The organism is Pseudomonas sp. P7779, assembly GCF_013386315.1.
In the GTDB taxonomy this organism is placed as follows: Bacteria; Pseudomonadota; Gammaproteobacteria; order Pseudomonadales; family Pseudomonadaceae; genus Aquipseudomonas.
Genome location: NZ_JACARZ010000017.1, coordinates 1 through 19,224, shown reverse-complemented (window position 1 = coordinate 19,224; position 19,224 = coordinate 1). Strand labels below are relative to the sequence as shown.

General features: G+C 62.5%; 17 protein-coding genes. 10 read left to right on the top strand and 7 right to left on the bottom strand.

All coding sequences use genetic code 11. The annotated features are described in order from the left end of the window. The first annotated feature begins 224 nt into the window (after positions 1–224). Positions 225–1,376: an MFS transporter gene (locus HX869_RS05650; RefSeq protein ID WP_178902852.1), complete on the top strand. Its 1,152-nt coding sequence runs from the start codon at positions 225–227 to the stop codon at positions 1,374–1,376. Between the two features lie 46 nt (positions 1,377–1,422). Here the strand turns inward: HX869_RS05650 and HX869_RS05645 are convergent, their stop codons facing one another. The 7 genes from HX869_RS05645 to HX869_RS05615 form a co-directional block, all read right to left on the bottom strand. Then, entirely contained in the window at positions 1,423–2,025 is a 603-nt protein-coding gene (locus tag HX869_RS05645) for a type III secretion effector protein (RefSeq protein WP_178902851.1), read from the bottom strand. A gap of 497 nt (positions 2,026–2,522) precedes the next feature. After that, positions 2,523–2,867, bottom strand: coding sequence for a hypothetical protein (locus tag HX869_RS05640; protein WP_256344310.1), 345 nt, complete (start codon positions 2,865–2,867; stop codon positions 2,523–2,525). Positions 2,868–2,951: 84 nt separating this feature from the next. Next, on the bottom strand, positions 2,952–3,923 hold the full coding sequence (locus HX869_RS05635; RefSeq protein ID WP_177023251.1) for a type III secretion protein: 972 nt from the start codon (positions 3,921–3,923) through the stop codon (positions 2,952–2,954). A gap of 222 nt (positions 3,924–4,145) precedes the next feature. Further along, positions 4,146–6,551, bottom strand: a complete 2,406-nt coding sequence (locus HX869_RS05630) for a TonB-dependent receptor (RefSeq protein ID WP_177009178.1) — start codon at positions 6,549–6,551, stop codon at positions 4,146–4,148. Positions 6,552–6,647: 96 nt separating this feature from the next. Further along, the gene (locus HX869_RS05625) at positions 6,648–7,622 is read right to left on the bottom strand and encodes a FecR family protein (RefSeq protein WP_008432738.1); all 975 of its coding nucleotides are present in this window, start codon (positions 7,620–7,622) and stop codon (positions 6,648–6,650) included. 32 nt (positions 7,623–7,654) lie between these two features. After that, complete coding sequence (locus HX869_RS05620; RefSeq protein WP_003219490.1) at positions 7,655–8,155, bottom strand: sigma-70 family RNA polymerase sigma factor; 501 nt, start codon at positions 8,153–8,155, stop codon at positions 7,655–7,657. Between the two features lie 67 nt (positions 8,156–8,222). Then, on the bottom strand, positions 8,223–9,971 hold the full coding sequence (locus HX869_RS05615; protein ID WP_003219488.1) for a helix-turn-helix domain-containing protein: 1,749 nt from the start codon (positions 9,969–9,971) through the stop codon (positions 8,223–8,225). 189 nt (positions 9,972–10,160) lie between these two features. On the opposite strand from HX869_RS05615, the gene HX869_RS05610 reads away from it, so the two are divergent. From HX869_RS05610 to proX, 9 genes are all read left to right on the top strand, one after another. Next, positions 10,161–10,760, top strand: a complete 600-nt coding sequence (locus tag HX869_RS05610) for an amino acid synthesis family protein (RefSeq protein ID WP_003219487.1) — start codon at positions 10,161–10,163, stop codon at positions 10,758–10,760. 298 nt (positions 10,761–11,058) lie between these two features. After that, positions 11,059–12,006, top strand: coding sequence for a flavin reductase family protein (locus tag HX869_RS05605; RefSeq protein ID WP_178902850.1), 948 nt, complete (start codon positions 11,059–11,061; stop codon positions 12,004–12,006). Between the two features lie 22 nt (positions 12,007–12,028). Next, positions 12,029–13,540 carry an aldehyde dehydrogenase gene (locus HX869_RS05600; RefSeq protein ID WP_177067142.1) on the top strand — a complete coding sequence of 504 codons (1,512 nt, stop codon included), beginning with the start codon at positions 12,029–12,031 and terminating at the stop codon, positions 13,538–13,540. An 18-nt stretch (positions 13,541–13,558) separates the two neighbouring features. After that, complete coding sequence (locus HX869_RS05595; RefSeq protein WP_003219483.1) at positions 13,559–14,635, top strand: LLM class flavin-dependent oxidoreductase; 1,077 nt, start codon at positions 13,559–13,561, stop codon at positions 14,633–14,635. Then, on the top strand, positions 14,635–15,447 hold the full coding sequence (locus tag HX869_RS05590; RefSeq protein ID WP_178902849.1) for an alpha/beta fold hydrolase: 813 nt from the start codon (positions 14,635–14,637) through the stop codon (positions 15,445–15,447). Before HX869_RS05595 ends, HX869_RS05590 begins: the two co-directional genes overlap by 1 nt. Continuing rightward, a complete protein-coding gene (locus tag HX869_RS05585; RefSeq protein WP_003219479.1) occupies positions 15,440–15,835 on the top strand; it encodes a carboxymuconolactone decarboxylase family protein in 396 nt (131 codons plus the stop codon). Before HX869_RS05590 ends, HX869_RS05585 begins: the two co-directional genes overlap by 8 nt. Positions 15,836–16,077: 242 nt before the next feature. Beyond that, on the top strand, positions 16,078–17,211 hold the full coding sequence (locus tag HX869_RS05580; protein WP_003219477.1) for a glycine betaine/L-proline ABC transporter ATP-binding protein: 1,134 nt from the start codon (positions 16,078–16,080) through the stop codon (positions 17,209–17,211). Continuing rightward, the gene (locus tag HX869_RS05575) at positions 17,204–18,100 is read left to right on the top strand and encodes a proline/glycine betaine ABC transporter permease (protein ID WP_178902848.1); all 897 of its coding nucleotides are present in this window, start codon (positions 17,204–17,206) and stop codon (positions 18,098–18,100) included. Before HX869_RS05580 ends, HX869_RS05575 begins: the two co-directional genes overlap by 8 nt. Before the next feature lie 71 nt (positions 18,101–18,171). Beyond that, positions 18,172–19,197: a glycine betaine/L-proline ABC transporter substrate-binding protein ProX gene (gene proX, locus HX869_RS05570; protein ID WP_087693082.1), complete on the top strand. Its 1,026-nt coding sequence runs from the start codon at positions 18,172–18,174 to the stop codon at positions 19,195–19,197. The last annotated feature ends 27 nt before the right edge of the window (positions 19,198–19,224 follow it).

The following is a 19,224-nucleotide window of genomic DNA, read 5'->3' as shown; positions in this document are numbered from 1 at the left end:
TCTCGCGGGGATTACGCACCTTCCAGGCCACCTCGCACCTCAAGTGGTTACTTGTCCTACGAACTGATAGTGGTTGGAAAGGCCCGTCGCGTTCCATGATCCTGGAAAAAATGTTTGGCCCTGTGTTCAGGCATGCCAAGGGAACCCGGCTCGCTCGATACGGCCTGATGTGCAAGGATGTTGCGCTGCACATCGTTCGTTGAACGCAAAACCAAGGATTTTTCATGACCGCCATCAGCACCCCAGCGCCCGTGGTACCCGGGCGGCTGGAACAAATGTCGACCCGCATCGCGTTTTTCATCGCCGGCTTCGGCATCGCCGCCTGGGCACCACTGGTGCCTTATGCCAAGGCCCGCGCCCAACTCAATGAGGGCACCCTCGGCCTTTTGCTGTTGTGCCTGGGGGTGGGCTCGATGATCGCGATGCCGGTCGCCGGGGCCCTGGCGTCGCGCTACGGTATCCGGCGAGTGGCCACCGGCGGCACCCTCCTGATCTGCCTGGGCCTGCCGATGCTGGCCACCGTCACCTCGATTCCGTTGCTGATGGCCGCGCTGTTTGTGTTTGGTGCCGGCCTGGGCACGGTGGACTCCACGGTCAACCTGCAAGCGGTGATGGTCGAACGAGCCAGCGGCAAGACCATGATGTCGGGCTTCCACGGGCTGTTCAGCCTGGGCGGGATCGTCGGGGCGGCAGGTGTCAGCGGGCTGCTGGGGTTGGGCTGGTCGCCGTTGCAGGCCACCCTCGCCGTGATCGTCGTCATCGTAGTGGCCTTGCTCAAGGCCGGGCCACACCTGCTGCCTTACGGCAGTGAAAGCTCCGGGCCGGCCTTTGCCGTGCCCCACGGCGTGGTGCTGTTTATCGGCTGCCTGTGCTGCATCGTGTTTCTTGCCGAAGGCGCCGTGCTGGACTGGAGCGCGGTGTTCCTGAGCGCCGAGCGCGGCCTTGACGAAGCCTATGCGGGCCTTGGCTACGCAGCCTTTGCCTTGACCATGACCGTCGGGCGCCTTACCGGCGACAGGATAGTTCGCCGCCTGGGCGCAACCCGGGTGATTGTATTCGGTGGCGCGCTCGCCGCCGGCGGCACGCTGTTGGCGACGCTATTCCCTGCGTGGGAAACCGCCCTGCTGGGGTATGCGTTGGTCGGTGCCGGGTGTTCGAACATCGTACCGGTGCTGTACACCGCCGTCGGCAAGCAGACCGTCATGCCGGAACACATTGCGGTGCCCGCCATCACCACCCTGGGCTACACCGGCATTCTCGCCGGCCCTGCGGTGATCGGCTTCATCGCCCATGGCAGCAGCTTGAGCACTGCCTTTGTGCTGATTGCCGTACTGCTGATCGGTGTGGCGATCAGCGGGAAAATACTGCGGGTCTGACCACCCAGCCCCATCACGCCTCGTACATTGAGGCGTCAACCCGGGGTCATTTGGCTTTCTGGAGTTCCAGCCAGCGATCAAGGGTTTTGTTGCTGAGCCAGCCCGCCTGGTGATGACTGCCGAAAATTCGCCGACCGCTGTCGGCGGTGTTTTCCAGCGACCGCAACAAGCCCGGCCGGTCCACAAGGTTTTTCGCCATGTACACCTGCTGTTCGTCGTACTTCTTCTTCGGTAGCCCCGTGGCCGGGTCCAGTACAACTTGGCCATGGCTGTCGAGCTCATCCGGGTCTTTGCTCATCATCGCCAGCACCTCGATATTGACGTAGCAGATCTGCTCGAAAAACCCCATGCGGTCCCGTAACTCGGTGAACATTTCCTTGAACAGGCGGACGAGATCGGCATTGTTTTTTGTGTGGAAAGGGTCCGGGCTGAAGGCACTGGGATCGCTGTTGCCGAACACGACGTTCTCGGCCTGTGCCAGGCTTTCGCGGGTGATGTAGCCGTCCTGGTCGAGGATCGCATCGATCAGGCGCGGGCGCTGGATGATCGCCTTGGCAAGCAGGATAGCGCTGTCGGCCTCTCGGCTGGCACCGAGCTTTTTACTGGCGATTCGTTGCAGTGAAGACAGCTTCAGTCCGTCAGTTCTCATGGAGTTTTTTCAGCATGGCAAATTGGGCGTTCGCCGCGCTCACCAAATCGCTGTCCGGCAAACGAATGTAGGGATTGGGCCCGCGGAGGCGGCTGGCCACTTCGTTCTGAAGCCCCAGGTGTTGCAGCAGACTCCTGCAGTGACTCTCCCCCCGCAAAGGAGGCCGATAGCCTGATGAGCGGACGGGCGCCCCGCCGGATTGATGGCTGTGCTTTCGCGCAGCCTCACCGGGTTCACTTGAAGCGGCGTGAATTGCCCGTGTACCGCCGTCCAGTGCCGGGGCAATACAGGGTGTAGCACCGAGGTGCTGGCAGACCGACCCGCCGTTGATTGTCATGATTCATCTCCACCATTTTCCGGTTCCACATTGACCTGGTCATCATCCCGGCAATCGCCGTATCGTTCAGGTGAAAACAGGCCAAAGGTGTGTGGTGTGCCGGTGGCAATGGTTCCGAGATAGAGCAGCGTTCCAATGACAACATGTAAAAACCGAAGAATCAGTCGGCTTTTCGAGACCCTGGCCAGGTCGGTTTCGTCTCCTGCCAAAGGCCTTTGATCGCTGCGACCATGGCGCCCATCACCGCGCGCAACGGGCGTAACCCAGGCGCGTGGGAGGCAGGCAACTGCCCGTGCGGCAACATGCCTTTGATGAAGTCGTCAGCCGCCGGCGCCTGGAACGTGTGCTGCCCGGTGAAGTTCTTCACTCGCCGGGCTTCGGCGCCCTCTTCGCACCGTTTGCCCGGTGCGGCAACGGGGGGCGGTTGCAGGGTATCGCTGCCCGTCGGCGCAAGACAGGCTGGCTGATAGCCAGGATTGTGCGATCCACACGAAGGTGTAGCCATGTCTGAGCCCTGGCTGAGAGTTTGAAAGCAGCGGATTGATCAAGGCAGGTCATCACGCCGCGAGAGGGTCGCGGCGTGATCGAGCTAAAACAGGTTCAGAGAGAGGTGGCGCAGGGCGGCTCTGCCGATCTTGCCGTCATACCGGTCAAGAGAGTCCATCAGCGTCAACAGGCTTGAGCGCTGAGTGACTTCCTTGGCCAACTCGATGAGCCGCTGTTGCTTTGGGTCGCTCGACGACGATGCGGCCAATTTTTTCAAATCTTTGATACTGATGGAGCGGCTCCAGATACCCTTCAGGGCGTCGAAGTCCTTCAACATCTGTTCGGCGAGCTGTTTGTCGGTCTTGTACTTCAAGGCGTTGCCGGAGTCGAGCACGGCGTTGAGGTCCCGCCGGGAGATTCGACCATCCAGATCACCGGTCCTGCCGGCTCGGTCAAAGGCTTGTATTACGTCTGGGCGTCGCAGCAGTTCCCGGGCCAACAGAATGTTCTCATTACGGTCCTGGTCGTTGGTCAACCGTCTGCCCGCCATCTCCTCCAGGCTTTGTTTTGTGATGAAGGGCTGGCCCGGCACCGTGAACGCATCAAATTTGTTCTTGAGGAGGTTCCCCAGTTGATCGGGGGTTTGCCTCGAAAAGTGTGGGTCCGGGCGACCGTATCCCGGGTCAGGCTTGCAGGGGGTCGGACGGCAGTGTCCGGGAAGAGGCCTGAGTGGAATGGAAGGATCAGGACGACCATAACCGGGGTGAGGCCGGAACGGATTGAACAGCTTGTGCAGAAAGTCCTGAAGCTGTCCGATCAGCCCGCCCAGGAACGAGTTTGCATAGGACGCCCGGAATGAGTTGTTGGCGGCACCATGGCGATCCATCGTGCTCTGCGTCGTCGTCCAATTCGAATATCCCGGGCCGATCCCATTCTGTGGCAAGTTGAAGCTGATGTGGATCGACCCCTGCCCGGAGCGTGAGCGTGACTGCGTCGATGTGGCGGCATCAGTATGCGGCTGCGCGGCGTTATCAGAGGGGTTGGCAACAGTTGAGTTGGATAAGGTTACCGACATAGGCATCTCCAGTTCGGCGTATTGACACGATTCACTCCCGGCTCAAAGACACCTCGGCGATACAAGGTATCCCATGGAAAGTGGGCACCTCCTTGTGTGGTAGACCTGTCGGATTCAGTTCCTGCGGACGCAGAAAATCGTTAGAAAAAGAGTAGGAAGAAGGGCTATGGCGAGGGGGCTTGCGCCCCCTCGTCACTGTCGATACCTGGGATCAGGCACGCATCAGAAGCCGACGCTGGCCTGCACGAAGAACGTGCGCGGTTCACCCAGGTAGATCCCGGAGTTGTTGTCGCTGGAGCGGGTGTAGTGTTCCTGGTTGAACACGTTTTTTACCCCGACGCCCAGCTTCAGGTTCGACAGTTGCGCACCGAAGTCATAACCGCTGCGCACGTTCACCGAGACGTAGCCGGGAATATCCCCGTACTGGCCATCAGCAGTCGGCTGGGTGATGTAGGTGGTACCGGTGCCCGGCGCACGCTGGCCGGACTGGGCATAGACGTCCAGGTTGTGGGTCCAGTGGTTGATGTCGTAACGCAGCCCCAGGGTGGCCACTTCACGGGAGTACAGCGGCAAGTCGCGGCCCTTGAAGGCAACGTCGCCTTCGGAGGTGGCCCTGGTGTAGGTGAAGCCGGCGTTGGCGGTCAGGCCGTCCAGGCGCGGGTCGAGGTTCGACAGGTCGTAATGGGCCGACGCTTCGATGCCCTCGTGCTTGGTAGCGCCGAGGTTGGTCCAGCCCACATCGTTGCTGACGTATTGCAACTCGTCCGAGAAGTCGATGTAGAACAACGTCACTTCGCCGCCCCAGACGCTGTCGTTGTAGCGGGTACCGATTTCGTAGGTCTTGGCTTTTTCCGGGTTCAGGCCGTTCGCGGTCTGGTCGCCGTTACCGCCCTGGCCCAGCTGGAAGTATTGCAGGCTGCCGAAGGAGGTTTCGTAGTTGGCGAACAGCTTCCAGGCATCGGAGACGTGGTACATCACGCTCAGGGCCGGCAGCGGTTCGTTGTTGTGGATCTCGCGGCGCTTCTCCTGAACCGTGGCGCCATTGAGGCCTACCACCGGACGGTCGTGCCATTCGGTGCGAATCTGCTCAAAGCGAATGCCCGGGGTGACGGTCCATTTGCCGATATCAATCTTGTTGTCGATATAGAACGAGTTGGCCTCGGTGCCACCGGTACGGTCCTGGTACACGTGGCCGTCACTCTGGCCCACGGGCGTCGGCACGTTGTTGACCAGCGCCAGGCTGGTGGCCTGCTCGTGCATGCCTTCCTTGAGGTAGCGATAACCGACGCTGACTTCCTGGGTGCTCGGCCCCAGGTCAAATACATGGGACACACGCGGCTCGATGCCGAAGGTGTAGTAGGTGCGCGGGTAGGAACCCAGGGTCTTCAGGTCGCGGTTGGCGATGTTGCTGCCGCGGAAACTGTCGGAGTAGTAGGTCAGCACTTCAGCCTGGGTGCGGTCGTCGATCTGCCGGATGTACTTGAAGGACATATCCTTGCGCCGGCCATTGAAGTTGTCCCAGTCACGTACCGATTGATACGGGTTGGCGTCGTACTGCTTCTGGGTCAGGCCGCCGGGCATGTCGGCGCTGGCGTCGTAGTAGTGGAAATTCAGCGAGAAATCGTCTTGATCGGTCGGCGCCCAGTGGGTCTTGAAGATCACGTCGTCGATGTCGTTGGAGTTGTTGCGGTCGCGGTAACCATCGCCCTTGGTCCCGGAATACAGCAACGCAGCACCGATACCGTTGTCGGCGGTGCCGCCGATGAAGGCGTTTTCAATGTGTTTCCAGCCACCGTGGGCCGCGGTTTCCAGGGTGGTGCCGACTTCGCCGGAGAATTTTTCCGGGATGGCCCGGGTGACGAAGTTGATCACGCCGCCGACGTTCTGTGGTCCATAACGTACGGAGCCTGCGCCACGCACCACGTCGATGCTGTCGAGGTTGCCGGAGGAAATCGGCGCCATCGACAACTGCGGCTGGCCGTAGGGTGCAAACGCTGCCGGTACGCCGTCGATCAATACCGTGGAGCGTGGCGACAGACGCGAGGTCAGGCCGCGTACCCCGACGTTGAGGGAAATATCACTGCCACCGGTGCCGTTGGCCTCCTGCACCTGCACCCCGGGAATGCGCCGCAGCACGTCACCGACGTTCATCGCGCCCTGCTCCACCATGGCTTCACGGCGCACCACGGTGCGCGCGCCCGGGTGGTTCTGCACCACTTGGGCATTCGCGTCGCCGAGCCAGTCGCCAACCACCTTGATGTCGGTGGCACCCAACTCCAGCGGCGAACCGGCTTCGCCGGTGCCCTTGCCCAGCGGGCGCAGGGTCACGGAGCCCGCATCGATCTGGTAATCCAGGCCGCTGCCCTGCAGCAACTGGCGCAGCGCTTGTTCGGGCGACAGGTTGCCGTCGACGGCCGGGGCTTGTTTGCCGGCCACCATGTCGGGGCTGAAGAACACTTGCAGCGACGTCTGCTGACCCAATTGGCTCAAGGCCGAACCCAGGGACTGGGCCTGGATATGAATGCCATCGTCAGCATAGGCCGCCGGCAGTGCGGCGCTGACGGCCAGCGCCAGGGCGAGGGGTGCCCAGCGGGATGATTTATTGTTTTTCATGGCGAGTTTTTTCACGTCGAACGTAGTCCTGTGATCGCAAGAGAGTGCGGCTGTTAATGCAAACCAGTTGCAGTTGCACAAGAAGACGAAGAACTCGAAAAAAACCTGAATCTATCGCGAAATTATTTCCTGGCTACCGTCCGGCAAGGTGCGCAAGGCCACCGGAAGAATGTGCGGCAAGGCCTTGAGCAAGGCGTCGGTGTCGGTGGATTTGAACACGCTGGTCAAGCGCAGGTTGCTCACCGCGGGCGCGCTGACCCGCAAAGGTTGCTCGCGGTAACGTGAGACCTCCCGAGCCACTTCGCCGAGAGTGGCGTTGTTGAACACCAGTTTGCCGGTGCGCCAGGCCGTGAGCTCTTCAGGGTTGACGGCGTAGGCAGCCGCCACCTGGCCCCGGGTATCCACATGGGTGCCCCGACCAGCCGTGAGCATCACGATGTCATCGGATGAGCGCCCTTGCACTTTGACCGTACCGGCCTCGACCACCACGCGGGTCTGGTCGTCATCGCGGCGCACGTCGAAACGCGTACCGGTAACCGTCACCTGCCCTGCCCCGGCGTCCACCACGAAGGGCCGGCTGGTGTCGTGCTCGACGCTGAACATGGCCTCGCCCTGCTTGAGCTCGATGCCGCGCTGGCCTTTTACATAGTGCACGGCCACCACGCTGCGGCTGTTCAAGTCCATCAGCGAGCCGTCGGGCAACGCCACCTGCCGGCGCTCCCCCAACGCAGTGCGGAACTCGGCGTTGTACGTCGCCGGATGATCCAGGCCACTGAACAACCCCAGGCCCAGGGCCACCGCCAGCACACTTGCAGCCACTGCATAACGCAGCACGGGCCGGCGCTTCGCACGCGGCTGCGGGGCATCGCACAACGCCTGCAAGCGCGCCTTGGGCACCAGGTCGGTGGCACTCCACAAACCTTGCAGCACATCAAATTCGTACTGGTGCTCGGCATGCTCTGCACGCCAGGCATCAAAACGCTCGCGTTCTTCTGCGCTCAATGGGCTGTCCTGCACACGCACAAACCATTGCGCCGCCTCGTCGCGGGCCGTCGCGCTGCCGCAGGCACACTCACGGGTATCCATCATGGAAGATCCTGTTTCAAAGCGGGCATTGGTCATGGTGCCATCGCATCCAGGCGGTCACGTAGATGCCGCAGGGTGCGGATCATATACTTTTCCACCATGTTTTTAGACAGGCCCAGGCGTTCGGCGATTTCCTGCTGGGTCAGGCCCTCGATTTTCTGCCAGATGAAAATCTTGCGGCAATTGAGCGGCAGCTCGGCCAGGGCTCGCTCGATGGAATCCGCCAGCTGGATCGCGTGCATGAAATGCTCCGGGTCGCCACTGTGGGGCGAACTCTGGTCAAAGGCTTCCAGGGCCATCGCCTCCCGCCGGTCCTCGCGGCGATAGGCGTCAACGGCGATATTGCGCGCCGTTTGATGCAGATAGGCGCGAGGTTGCTCAACCTTGGTGGCGCTGGATTCAAGCACCCGTACAAAAGTGTCGTGGGCCAGGTCTTCGGCCTGCTGACGGTTTCTCAGGCGGCGCGTCCAGGTCCCGATCAACTCTTCGTAGTGCTCGAAAAAGCCTGTTCTGCGGGGCGGCTGAGGAGTCATCAAGGAAGCACTGGGGAGGCGGGGTATGAATAGTAATGCTTCCTATTAAGTGGAGCAATGCTACCCGTCAGCTATCAATCACCCGCTGCAAATGAATCGCCAACTCCGTGGCAAACCGCCGTTCCGGCGTTTCCACATCAATCCCGAACAACTCCTGGATCCGCGCCAGCCGATAGCGCAGCGTCGTCACATGCACCCCCATCGCGTCCGCGCATGCCTGGCTGCGGCAGCTCTCCCGCAGATACGCCGTCAGGGTTTCCAGGTACGGCGTCTGGTGCTTGCGGTCATGGGCGAGCATGGCGCCAACGCTGTCGTTGACGAAGGTGCGGATGTCTTCTCCGCCCACGGCCGCGACGAAGATCGGGATCGGCCCGAAATCCTGATCGGAGATCGGCCCGCTGCGGCCGAACGAGCGGGCAATCTCGATCAGCCGCCGGCAGCGCTCCCACGCGGCAGGATAATCCGCCAGCGCCCGGCACACCCCGCTGGCCAGCAGGATCGGCTCGGCACCCAGGTAGTGCGCCAGGTCATCGGTAATCTGCCGTTTGATTTTGCTCAAGCGCTCGCCTTCCGCCGGCACCAGGCACACCAAACCGTTGTCGACAATGATCACCGTGGCCTGCATCCCTGCACGCTGCAGGATGCGCGCGACGTTGTGGTGCAGGTTCTTCGCCTCCCGGGCCTTGGCGCCGTAGTCGACGATGATCATCTGCTGCGCGGTGCTGAAGCTGATGCCCAGCCGCTGGGCGCGCTGCTGGATGTCATCGGCATCGCGCCAGCGGCCCTCGAGCACTTCGAGCAGCAGCTCGGTCTGGGTCCGGGTTTCAAAACGAAAGCGGATAAAACTGCGCATCATCTGCACGCTCAAGGCGAACTTGGCGCTTTCCAGCATCAGCAGGTCCAGCTCGTTGACCGGCGCCGCCACCGGGAACAGCACCAGCGCGCCCACCAGTTCGTGGTCGACCATCAACGGTTCGATCTGCGCCCGCAGGGTGAACTGGCGCTGGCCATCGTCGAGGAACAGGTTGACCGTACTGCGCAGGGCGCTGCGCAAACTTTCCTGGGCGGCTTTGGTGATCTGCACGCTGAGCACCCCGGCGACTGCGGCCTGCCAGGCATTGTCGTCAAACAATGCGGGATCCGGGGAACGCCCCGCCACCACCTGGTTGGCGGTGAAGTCCACGGCGATCACCGGGTTGGGCAACTGGTCGCCGACCATCAGCGACAACGATGTCACCGAACCGCCGCCCAATACGTGTTCAAGCATCGTGGTATGCACATGCAACGCCTGCTGCAGGCGCTCGGCGGCGCGGCGTTCGGCTTCCAGCTGGCGCTGGCGCTCCACGGCAATGGCGCCCAGGTGGATGATCATGCCGAGGAACACCCGGTCTTCTTCCGAAACGTCCATCAGCGTGCGGGAAATCACACTGAGCACCATGGGCCGGCCGTCGAAGTCGGTGCAGTTCATCGGCATCACCATCACCGTGCGGTAATCGCGCTCCAGGGATTCGCGGCGGTAGCCGGGGTACTCGCATTCGCGCACGTCGCGGATGAACACCGCCTCGTTGCGTTGCAGGGCGGTCATCACCGGGCTGGAAGACAGCTCCCAGCAATCCACCAGCGGGCGCTGCACCAGGGTCGGGTCATGGCGGGCGATCACGTGGCCGAAGCCGGCGTCCATGTCGATGGCCATGATCGAACTCATGGTCCAGTGGGTGTGGCGGCAACTGGCGTACACCAACTGGTGCAGCATCGACTGCAGGTCACCGCCGGAGTTGATCTGACTGGCCACATCGCGCAACGACAGTATCTGCATTTCTCGATTCAAGGCGCTCACCCGAACATGGAGGTCACGGCAGCCACGTTGCCTGCCAGGCCCGCCTGATACTTGCTCCGGTTCAGAGCAATGTCCAGTGGATTTGCACTGCGTAACCACGGAAGACGCTGCTGCCCAACGCTCCTAGCCTAAGGCCACAACCAACAGCCAAAAGGGCGACGAGTGATCATGAATCTGGAAAATCTGGGCGTCAGGAAGTACTGCACCTTTATCGAAGAAACCTTTATCGAAGGCGGCAAGGACGCCGGCAAACCGATCACCCTGATCGTGGTGGCAGCCGTGTTGAAAAACCCTTGGGCCGGCCAGGGCTTCGTCGAGAACCTGCGTCCGGAAATCCTGCGCCTGGCCCCCGGCCTGGGCCATGAGATGACCCGTCGCCTGATCGCCCTGATGCCCGGGGGCAAGGTCGAAGCCTTCGGCAAGGCGGCGGCTGTCGGGGTCAACGGCGAAATCGAACACGCCTCGGGCCTGATCCACACCCTGCGCTTCGGCAACCTGTTCCGCGAAGCCGTGGAAGGCACCGCCTACTTGAGCTTCACCAACACCCGCAATGCACCGGGCGCCCTGCTTTCGCTGCCGATGGTGCACAAAAGCGAAACCGGCAAGCGCTCGCACTTTCTCACCGCCAACTTCCAGGTCGCCGATGCCCCGGGCCCCGACGAAGTGCTGATCGCCATCGGCGCCAGCGACGGCTCCCGTGCCCACCCACGGATTGCCGACCGCTACCAGGACATGGCCGAGATGGAAGCGGAACAACCCAAGGACTGACGTCTGGCTGAAGAACGACGCTCAATTGTGGCGAGGGAGCTTGCTCCCGCTGGGTCGCGGAGCGGCCCCATGAGCCCCGCCATGGTCCGCCTGAAAGAACCCGGTTGCCGTTGTGGGGCTGCTTCGCAGCCCTGCGGGAGCAAGCTCCCTCGCCACAGGGTTGATGTTTGCCACAGAAATGCCGGAGCACTGCGAAACGAAGCAAAACTTTCGTCTTCGCTACCATTTTTCGACGCAAGCCCCCGGTTTCCCTTGCTCGTAGGCTTGCTTCACACCACAAGAACAAAGGAGTACCCCGATGCCGAGCACCGCGATCAGCGCCAACGTTGCAGCCGTCGATCCGGGCGCCTTGCGCCAGGCCTTCGGCACCTTCGTCACCGGCGTCACCGTCATCACCACCCATGACGCCGATGGCAACCCGCGCGGCATGACCGCCAATTCGTTTACCTCGGTGTCCCTCGACCCGCCGCTGCTGCTGGTGTGCGTGGGCAAGTCGGCCGCCAGCTACACCGCGTTTGCCAGCACCGAACAGTTTGCCGTGAACCTGTTGCACGAAGGCCAGGTGGACGTCTCCGGGACCTTCGCCTCCAAGTCGCCAGACAAATTCCACACCGTCAACCACGACACCGTGCACACCGGCGCACCGATCCTCACCGACAGCCTGACCTGGTTCGACTGCAGCGTGCACCAGCGCATCGAAGCCGGCGACCACCTGGTGCTGATCGGCCAGGTCCGCGCCTTCGGCACCAGCCCCAAGCTGCCGCTGTGCTTCTGCCGGGGCCGCTACGCGAACATCCAGGACCCGCTGCCGGCCAGTTGGCTGGACTCCCACAAGATGATCATCGGCTACCTGATCGAAGCCGGCGACGCGATCCTGTTTCGCGCCGATGGCCAGGGCGGCTGGACGCTGCCGGTGGCCGGCAAGCGCAAGGGTTTTATCGACGCCGGCGACAGCTCGCTGCCGGTGGAGCTGGAATCGACCTTCCTGTACTCGGCGTTCGATGTCGACGACACCGACCCCGGCTACCTGATCTACCGCGCCCAGCTCGGCCCGTTCGACGCCGAGCTGCCCGACACCCTGCGCTTCTTCCCGCTGGACGCGTTGCCCATCGAGCAGATGCCGGTCAACGAACTGCGCTCGGTGGTGCGCCGCTATGCCCGCGAGCGCCAGAACCAGCAGTTCGGCATCTACACCGGCTCTGCCGCCAGCGGCCGCATCGCGATGCTCGAAAACGCGCCCCTTTGACACGCACCTACAGGACTCTTGCATGAAAACCACGGTCAGCGCCCTTGAGGGCAACCGCCTCAACCTGTTTATCGACGGTCGCTTTGTCGCTCCCGACAGCGGCAGCTATGTCGACAGTTTCGACCCCACCACCGGCCAGTCCTGGTACCAGTTCGCCCAGGCCGATGCCGGCGACGTGGCCCGCGCCGTCGCTTCCGCCCACAAGACCTTCAACGACCCGCAGTGGCGCAACATGACACCCACCGCACGCGGCAAATTGTTGTATCGCCTGGCCCAGCTGGTGGCCGAGCACGCCGAAGAACTGGCGCTGCTGGAAACCCGCGACAACGGCAAGCTGCTGCGGGAAATGCGCGCGCAAATGAGCGCCCTGCCCGATGCCTACGTGTACTTCGCCGGCATGGCCGACAAGCTGCAAGGCGAGGTGATCCCGGTCAACAAGCTCAACCAGCTCAACTACAGCAGCCGCGAGCCGTTGGGCGTGGTCGGCATGATCACCCCGTGGAACTCGCCGCTGATGCTGCTCACCGGCACCCTCGCACCGTGCCTGGCCATCGGCAACACGGTGGTGATCAAGCCCTCGGAACACGCCAGCGCCTCCACACTGGCGCTGGCCGAACTGATCATCGAAGCCGGCTTCCCGGCGGGTGTGGTCAACGTAGTCACCGGCAACGGCGCCGTCACCGGCGAGGCCCTGACCCGCCATCCCGACATCGCCAAATACGTGTTCACCGGCAGCACCGAAACCGGTCGGCGTATCGCTGGCAACGCCGCCAATAACCTGGTGCCGTGCCAGATGGAACTGGGCGGCAAATCGCCCCACGTGGTGTTTGCCGATGTGGATATCGAGAAGGCCGTGAACGGCGTGGTCTCCGGGATCTTCGCCGCCGCCGGGCAAAGTTGCGTGGCCGGTTCGCGCTGCTTTGTCGAAGCGCCGATCTACGACAAGTTCGTCGAGGCCCTGGTGGCCCGCACCCAACAGATCAGCGTCGGCCACCCGATGGAAGAACACACCGACATCGGCCCGCTGGCTCTGCAAGCCCAACTGCCAAAGCTCGAAGGCTACATCGCCAGCGGCGCCCAACAAGGCGCGCAGATCGCCGTCGGCGGCAAGCGCCCCAGCGCCGCGCACCTGTCCGAAGGCTGGTACTTCGAGCCCACGGTGATGGCCAACGCCACCAACGACATGCCGTTCATGCGCGACGAATTGTTCGGCCCGGTAGTGGGTGTGATGCCCTTCACCTCCGAAGAGCAAATGCTCAGCCTGGCCAACGACACCCACTACGGCCTGGCGTCCGGAATCTGGACCCAGAACATCGACCGCGCGATGCGCTTTGCCAACCGCATCGACGCCGGCACGGTGTGGATCAACACCTACCGCAGCTCGGCCTACATGTCCGCCAACGGCGGCTTCAAGCACAGCGGATATGGCCGTCGCGGCGGCTTTGACGTGATGCGCGAGTTTTCCCGGGCCAAGAACGTGGTCATCGATTACTCCGGCGAAATGCAGGACCCCTTCGTCATTCGCCTGCGCTGATTATTCAAGGAGCATCTTATGAAATTCGCCGTATCCCTGAGCATGGAACGCTTCTCGCCAGACGTGCCGATGCAGACCGTCATGGCCAACCTGCTGGAGTTGGCAAAGATCGCCGATGCCGGCGGCTTTGAAACCCTGTGGACCTCCGAACACCACACCCTGGAATGCACCATCGCGCCCAACCCGTTCCAGACCCTGACCTGGCTCGGCCAGCACACCGAGCGTATCCGCCTGGGCACCGCGACCCTCGCTGCCGCCTATTGGCATCCGATCCGCCTTGCCGGTGAAGCCGCGCTGTGTGATCACCTGACCCACGGCCGCCTGGAATTCGGCATCGCCCGCGGTTCCTACCAGTACGAGTTCGACCGCATGACCCCCGGCCTGCAACAGCAGGAAGGTGTGGGCTACATGAAGGAACTGGTGCCGGCGGTGCAAAAGCTCTGGACCGGCGACTACGCCCACGACGGCCACTACTGGAAATTCCCGCAGACCGCCGCCGTACCGAAGCCGCTGCAAAAAGGCCACCCGCCGATCTGGGTCGCCGCACGGGACCCGGGCACCTTCGACTGGGCAGTGAGCATTGGCGCCAACATCCTGTCCACCCCGCTCTCGCTGCCGGCGGCCGAAATCGCGGTGCTCGGCGAAAAATTCAACAAGGCCGTGGCCGACAACCCCCACGTGCCACGCCCGCGCTTCATGATGCAGCGCCGCACCTGCGTGTACGCCAACGCCAACGACTGGGAACTGCCGGTCAAGCACAGCATGGATTTTGGCCGCGCCTTCGAGAACCTGATGCAGAACATCGGCACCGTGCACAACGGTTTCCCCGAGCCGGTGCCGTTTGAAAGCGTGCGCGGCAAAGACAACTACAACCCGGAAAACCTGCGACGCAACTTGATGTTCGGCACCCCGGAAGAAATCATCGAAAAGCTGCTCGACTACGAAGCCGCCGGTGTCGACCAGTATTGCCTGGGCCTGACCTTCAACCTGCCGTTCGAACTGCAGAAGCAGACCCTGCGCCTGTTCATCGATGAAGTGATGCCATTCTTCGCCGAGCGCGAACGCGCCAGACAACGCAACCAGGTCAGCGCGTGATGGGCCAGGCACAACGTTTCAGCGTGGCCAACGTCACGCTCAACTATCGCCTGGACGGGCATGGACCGCGCCCGCTGGTGTGCATCCATGGCGTGGGTTCCAGCCTTGAGGCGTGGGCTGAAACGGTGGCGGGTCTGCAGGAGCAATTCACCGTGCTGACCTTCGACCTGCGCGGCCACGGCCAGTCGTCCCGCACGCCCGGGCGTTATGAGATTGATCATTTGGTGGGTGAGGCGCTGGCCCTGGCGGATCACGTGGGCTTCAAGCAGTTCGACCTGGCCGGGTTCTCGTTGGGCGGGCTGATCGCCCAACGCATGGCCCTGACTCATCCGTCGCGGGTTCACCGGTTGGTGCTGCTGTCGACCGTCGCCGGGCGTAACGCCGAGGAGCGCGAGCGGGTACACGCGCGCCTCGCCGCCTTGCAGGCCGGGGAGCCGGTGGCTCACTACGAGGCATCGCTGTCGCGTTGGCTGACCGAGGATTTTCAGGCGCGCAATCCCGAGGCCGTTACCCGTCTGCGCCAACTGAATGCCGACAACGACCCGGGCTGTTATGCCGCGGCGTATCGCATCCTGGCCGAGTCGGATTTCGGCGAACAGCTGTCACGGATCCGCTGCCCCACGCTGATTGCCACCGGTGCCGAAGACGCCGGCTCCAACCCACGGATGGCGGCGTTCATGCACGATCGCATCGAGGGTTCGCAACTGCGGATTCTGCCTGGGCTGCGCCATTGCATCCTGATCGAGGCGCCGCAACAGGTGGCCGCCCTGATACGCGATTTTCTAACCCCTTCGGAGACTCACCATGGATAAATCATTGCAGGCCCAAGGCGAAAGCGTTCGCCGCCAAGTCCTCGGGGATAGCTACGTCGACCAGGCCCTGGGCCGCGCCGACGACTTTTCCCGGCCCTTCCAGGCGGTGCTCAACGAGTACTGCTGGGGCATGGTCTGGACCGACGACAGCCTGGACCTCAAGCAACGCAGTCTGCTCAACCTGGGAATGCTCGCGGCGCTGGGGCGCATGGACGAATTCGGTACGCATTTCTGCGGCGCCCTGCGCAACGGACTGAGCGACGACGAACTGCGCGCCGCCCTCGTGCAGATCGCGGTGTACTGCGGCGTGCCGGCGGGTGTCGAGGCGTTTCGCGTGGCCCGCAAAGCCCGGGAAAGCATGGCTCCATCGGATTCAACGACCGGTTGACGCCCAACCCTTGCACTCGCCACACCGCTCATGCTGTAAGTGCCTTGGCACCACAACAAGAAATTTTTGCGACTGCGCCTTGCGTCGCCTTAGCTCGAAGATTTTTAACTGCCAGTAGCCCAAAAATTTCTATTGATGAAGTTTTCCGCAGATTGCAAAACAACAATTGGAGGCAATTGGTGAGCGAACGACTAAAGATTGAGAACCTCTACAAGGTCTTTTCCTCAACCCCGGACAGGGCCATGCAGCTCTTGACCGCCGGGGCCAGCAAAGACCGGATCCTGGCCGAGACCGCCACCGTGGTCGGCCTCAACAACGTATCGCTGTCGATCCCCAGCGGGGCGATCTACATGATCATGGGCCTCTCGGGCTCGGGCAAATCCACCCTGGCGCGCTGTATCAACCGCCTGAATGAACCGACCGCGGGCAAGATCCTGCTGGACGGCGAAGACCTGGTGAGCCTCGACGAAAACCAACTGCGGGAAGTGCGCCGCACGCGTATCTCCATGGTGTTCCAGCACTTCGCGCTGCTGCCGAATAAAACCGTGATCGAGAACACCGAGTTCGGCCTCAAGCTGCGCGGTGTCTCGGCGGCCGAGCGGCGCAAGCGGGCCCTGGAAGTACTGGCGATTGTCGGCCTGGCCAAGTGGGCCGACCACCATCCCCACGAGCTGTCCGGCGGCATGCGCCAGCGCGTCGGCCTGGCCCGCGCACTGGCCACCGACGCCGACGTGCTGATCATGGACGAGGCCTTCAGTGCCCTCGACCCATTGATCCGCACCGAGATGCAGGACGAGTTGCTGCGCCTGCAACGCACCCTGAAAAAAACCATCCTGTTCATCACCCACGACTTCCAGGAAGCCCTGAAGCTGGGCACACGCATCGCGATCATGGCCGACGGCCAAGTGGTGCGCGAGGGCACGCCCCAGGAAATCGTGATGGACCCGGGCAGCGATTACGTCGCGGCGTTCACCCGGGAGGTGGACCGTTCGCGGCTGTTCGATGCGCGCTCGATCATGGAAAAAGCCCACACGCTGCTGGTGCAGGGTGACACCCGGGTGGTGGGCAATGACGGCACGGCTGCATTCGTACTGAACACCAGCGGCAAGGCGGTCGGCGTGCTGGACTCGGCAGCGCTGCTGGCCGTGGGCGGCGGCGCCGACGCACTGCAACGGCTGTCGAGCCAGTTCGTTTGCGTGCCGGCCAGCGCCAAGCTGGTGGAAGCCGCGCGCCTGCTCAAACCGGGTTTGCCGGTGGCGGTGGTGGATGGCGACGGGCAGTTCGTCGGCACCCTCAACAGCGCGCACATTCTTGATTGCATAGCCAGCGTCCCGGCCCCGCGCCCTGCCGCTGCGGAGGTTGCACAGCATGCTTAGTTCAGAAGACCTCGCGGTTTTACCCGTAGACCAGTGGATCAGCCAGAGTGTGGAGTGGCTGGGGATTCACCTGCGGCCAATGTTCCAGGCGATTCGCTGGCCGGTGGAGCATTTGCTGGGGCTGAGTGACACGGTGATCCACGCGATCCCTTTCCCGGTCATGGTGTTGCTGATGTTCCTGATCGCCTACCGTGCGGCGAGCCTGGGGGTGGCGGTGTTCAGCGCCGTAGCCCTGGTGGTGATCGCCGCGTTGGGGGTGTGGGACGAGGCCATGACCACCTTGTCGCTGATCACCACGGCGATTGTGATCTGCATGGTGGTGGGCATTCCGGTGGGCATCTGGTGCGCCCGCAGCGAGCGGGTGTGGGGCGTGATGCGGCCGATCCTCGACATCATGCAAACCACCCCGACCTTCGTGTACCTGGTGCCGGTGGTGATGCTGTTTGGCGTCGGCACGGTGTCGGGTGAAGTGGCGGTGGTGATCTCCGCCTGCCCGCCGCTGATTCGCTTTACCTACCTGGGCATCCGCATGGTCGACACCGAACTGGTGGAAGCCGGCCACGCCTTTGGTGCGGACAAGCGCCAATTGCTCTGGGAAATCCAGCTGCCCCTGGCGATCCCGACGATCCTCGGCGGCCTCAACCAGACCGTGCTCACGGCCATGGTGATGTCGGTGGTGGTGGCGATGATCGGCGCCGAAGGCCTCGGCCTGGTGGTGCTGCAAGGCCTGGGCCGGATGGACGTGGGCCGCGCGGCGGTGGGCGGGATTGCCATTGTGCTGCTGGCGATGATGCTCGACCGGATCACCCAGAACCTGGCGCAACCGACCATGCGCAAGCGCAAGTCGCTATTCAAGCGACTGCTCAATCCGAACCCGGTAAACGCATAACAAAAAGAACCTCATGAATGCCCGTTGTTGACTGCCAACCCTAACCATAACGAGAAAAAAAAGAGGAAATCATGATGCATCCATTCAAAGCCTTGCTTGGATTTGCAGCAGTGTTGTACCTGGCAAGTACGCAGGTGTGGGCCGAGGATTTGCCGGGCACCGGCAAGACCATCCGCTTCGTGCAATCGGAAAGCACCGGCGGCAACTACGTACTGACCAAAATCGCGATCGAGGCCACCAAGCGCCTGGGCTACGCGAGCAAGTTGAGCACCGTCAACACCACCCTGTTCTTCCCCGCCGCGGCCCAGGGCGACCTGGACCTGTCGATGGACGTGACCTTGCCGATGCTGCAACCGAGCTTTGACAAGGTGAAGGACCGTACCGAAGTGGTGGGCTCGGGCTTCATTACGGGCGCGGGCTATAACGGCTACATGATCGACAAGAAAACCGCCGACGCGTACGGCATCACCAGCCTGGAACAAATGAAGGACCCGAAAATCGCCGGGTTGTTCGGCAAGGACGGCAAAGCCAACCTGATCAGTTGTGATCCGGGCTGGGGCTGTGGCGATGTGGTGGATTACCAGCTCGACAAGTTCGGTCTCAAGGACACGGTTAACCCGGTACGCGGCAAATACGAAGCACTGATGTTCGAAAACGTCGCCCGGCTGAAACGTGGCGAGCCGGTGTTTTTCTATGCGTGGGCACCGTCGTGGATGACCAACACCATGGTGCCGGGCAAGGACGTGGTGTGGCTGCCGACGCCGTTTGATGCGTTGCCGGGCAATGTGCCGAGCACGACTTCGGCACTGACGCCCGGGGTTGCCGGGTGCGCCGGCGGGGCTGATCCATGCCGCATGGCGATGGCGGCGTGGAACTGGTATGCGATTGGCAACAAGCAATTCATCGCGGCGAATCCGGCGATCAGGAAGTTGGTGGAGCAGATGACGTTTTCCCAGGCAACCTGGAGTTATTGGGAAAAAACCATCAGCGCCGACGGCTCCAGCGAACGCAACATTCGTAAGCTGGCGGAGGACTGGATGAAGGAAAACAAAGCGACGTTTGACGGCTGGGTTGCCACCGCAAAAACCGCCAAGTAGCACCGATTCAATGTGGGAGCTGGCTTG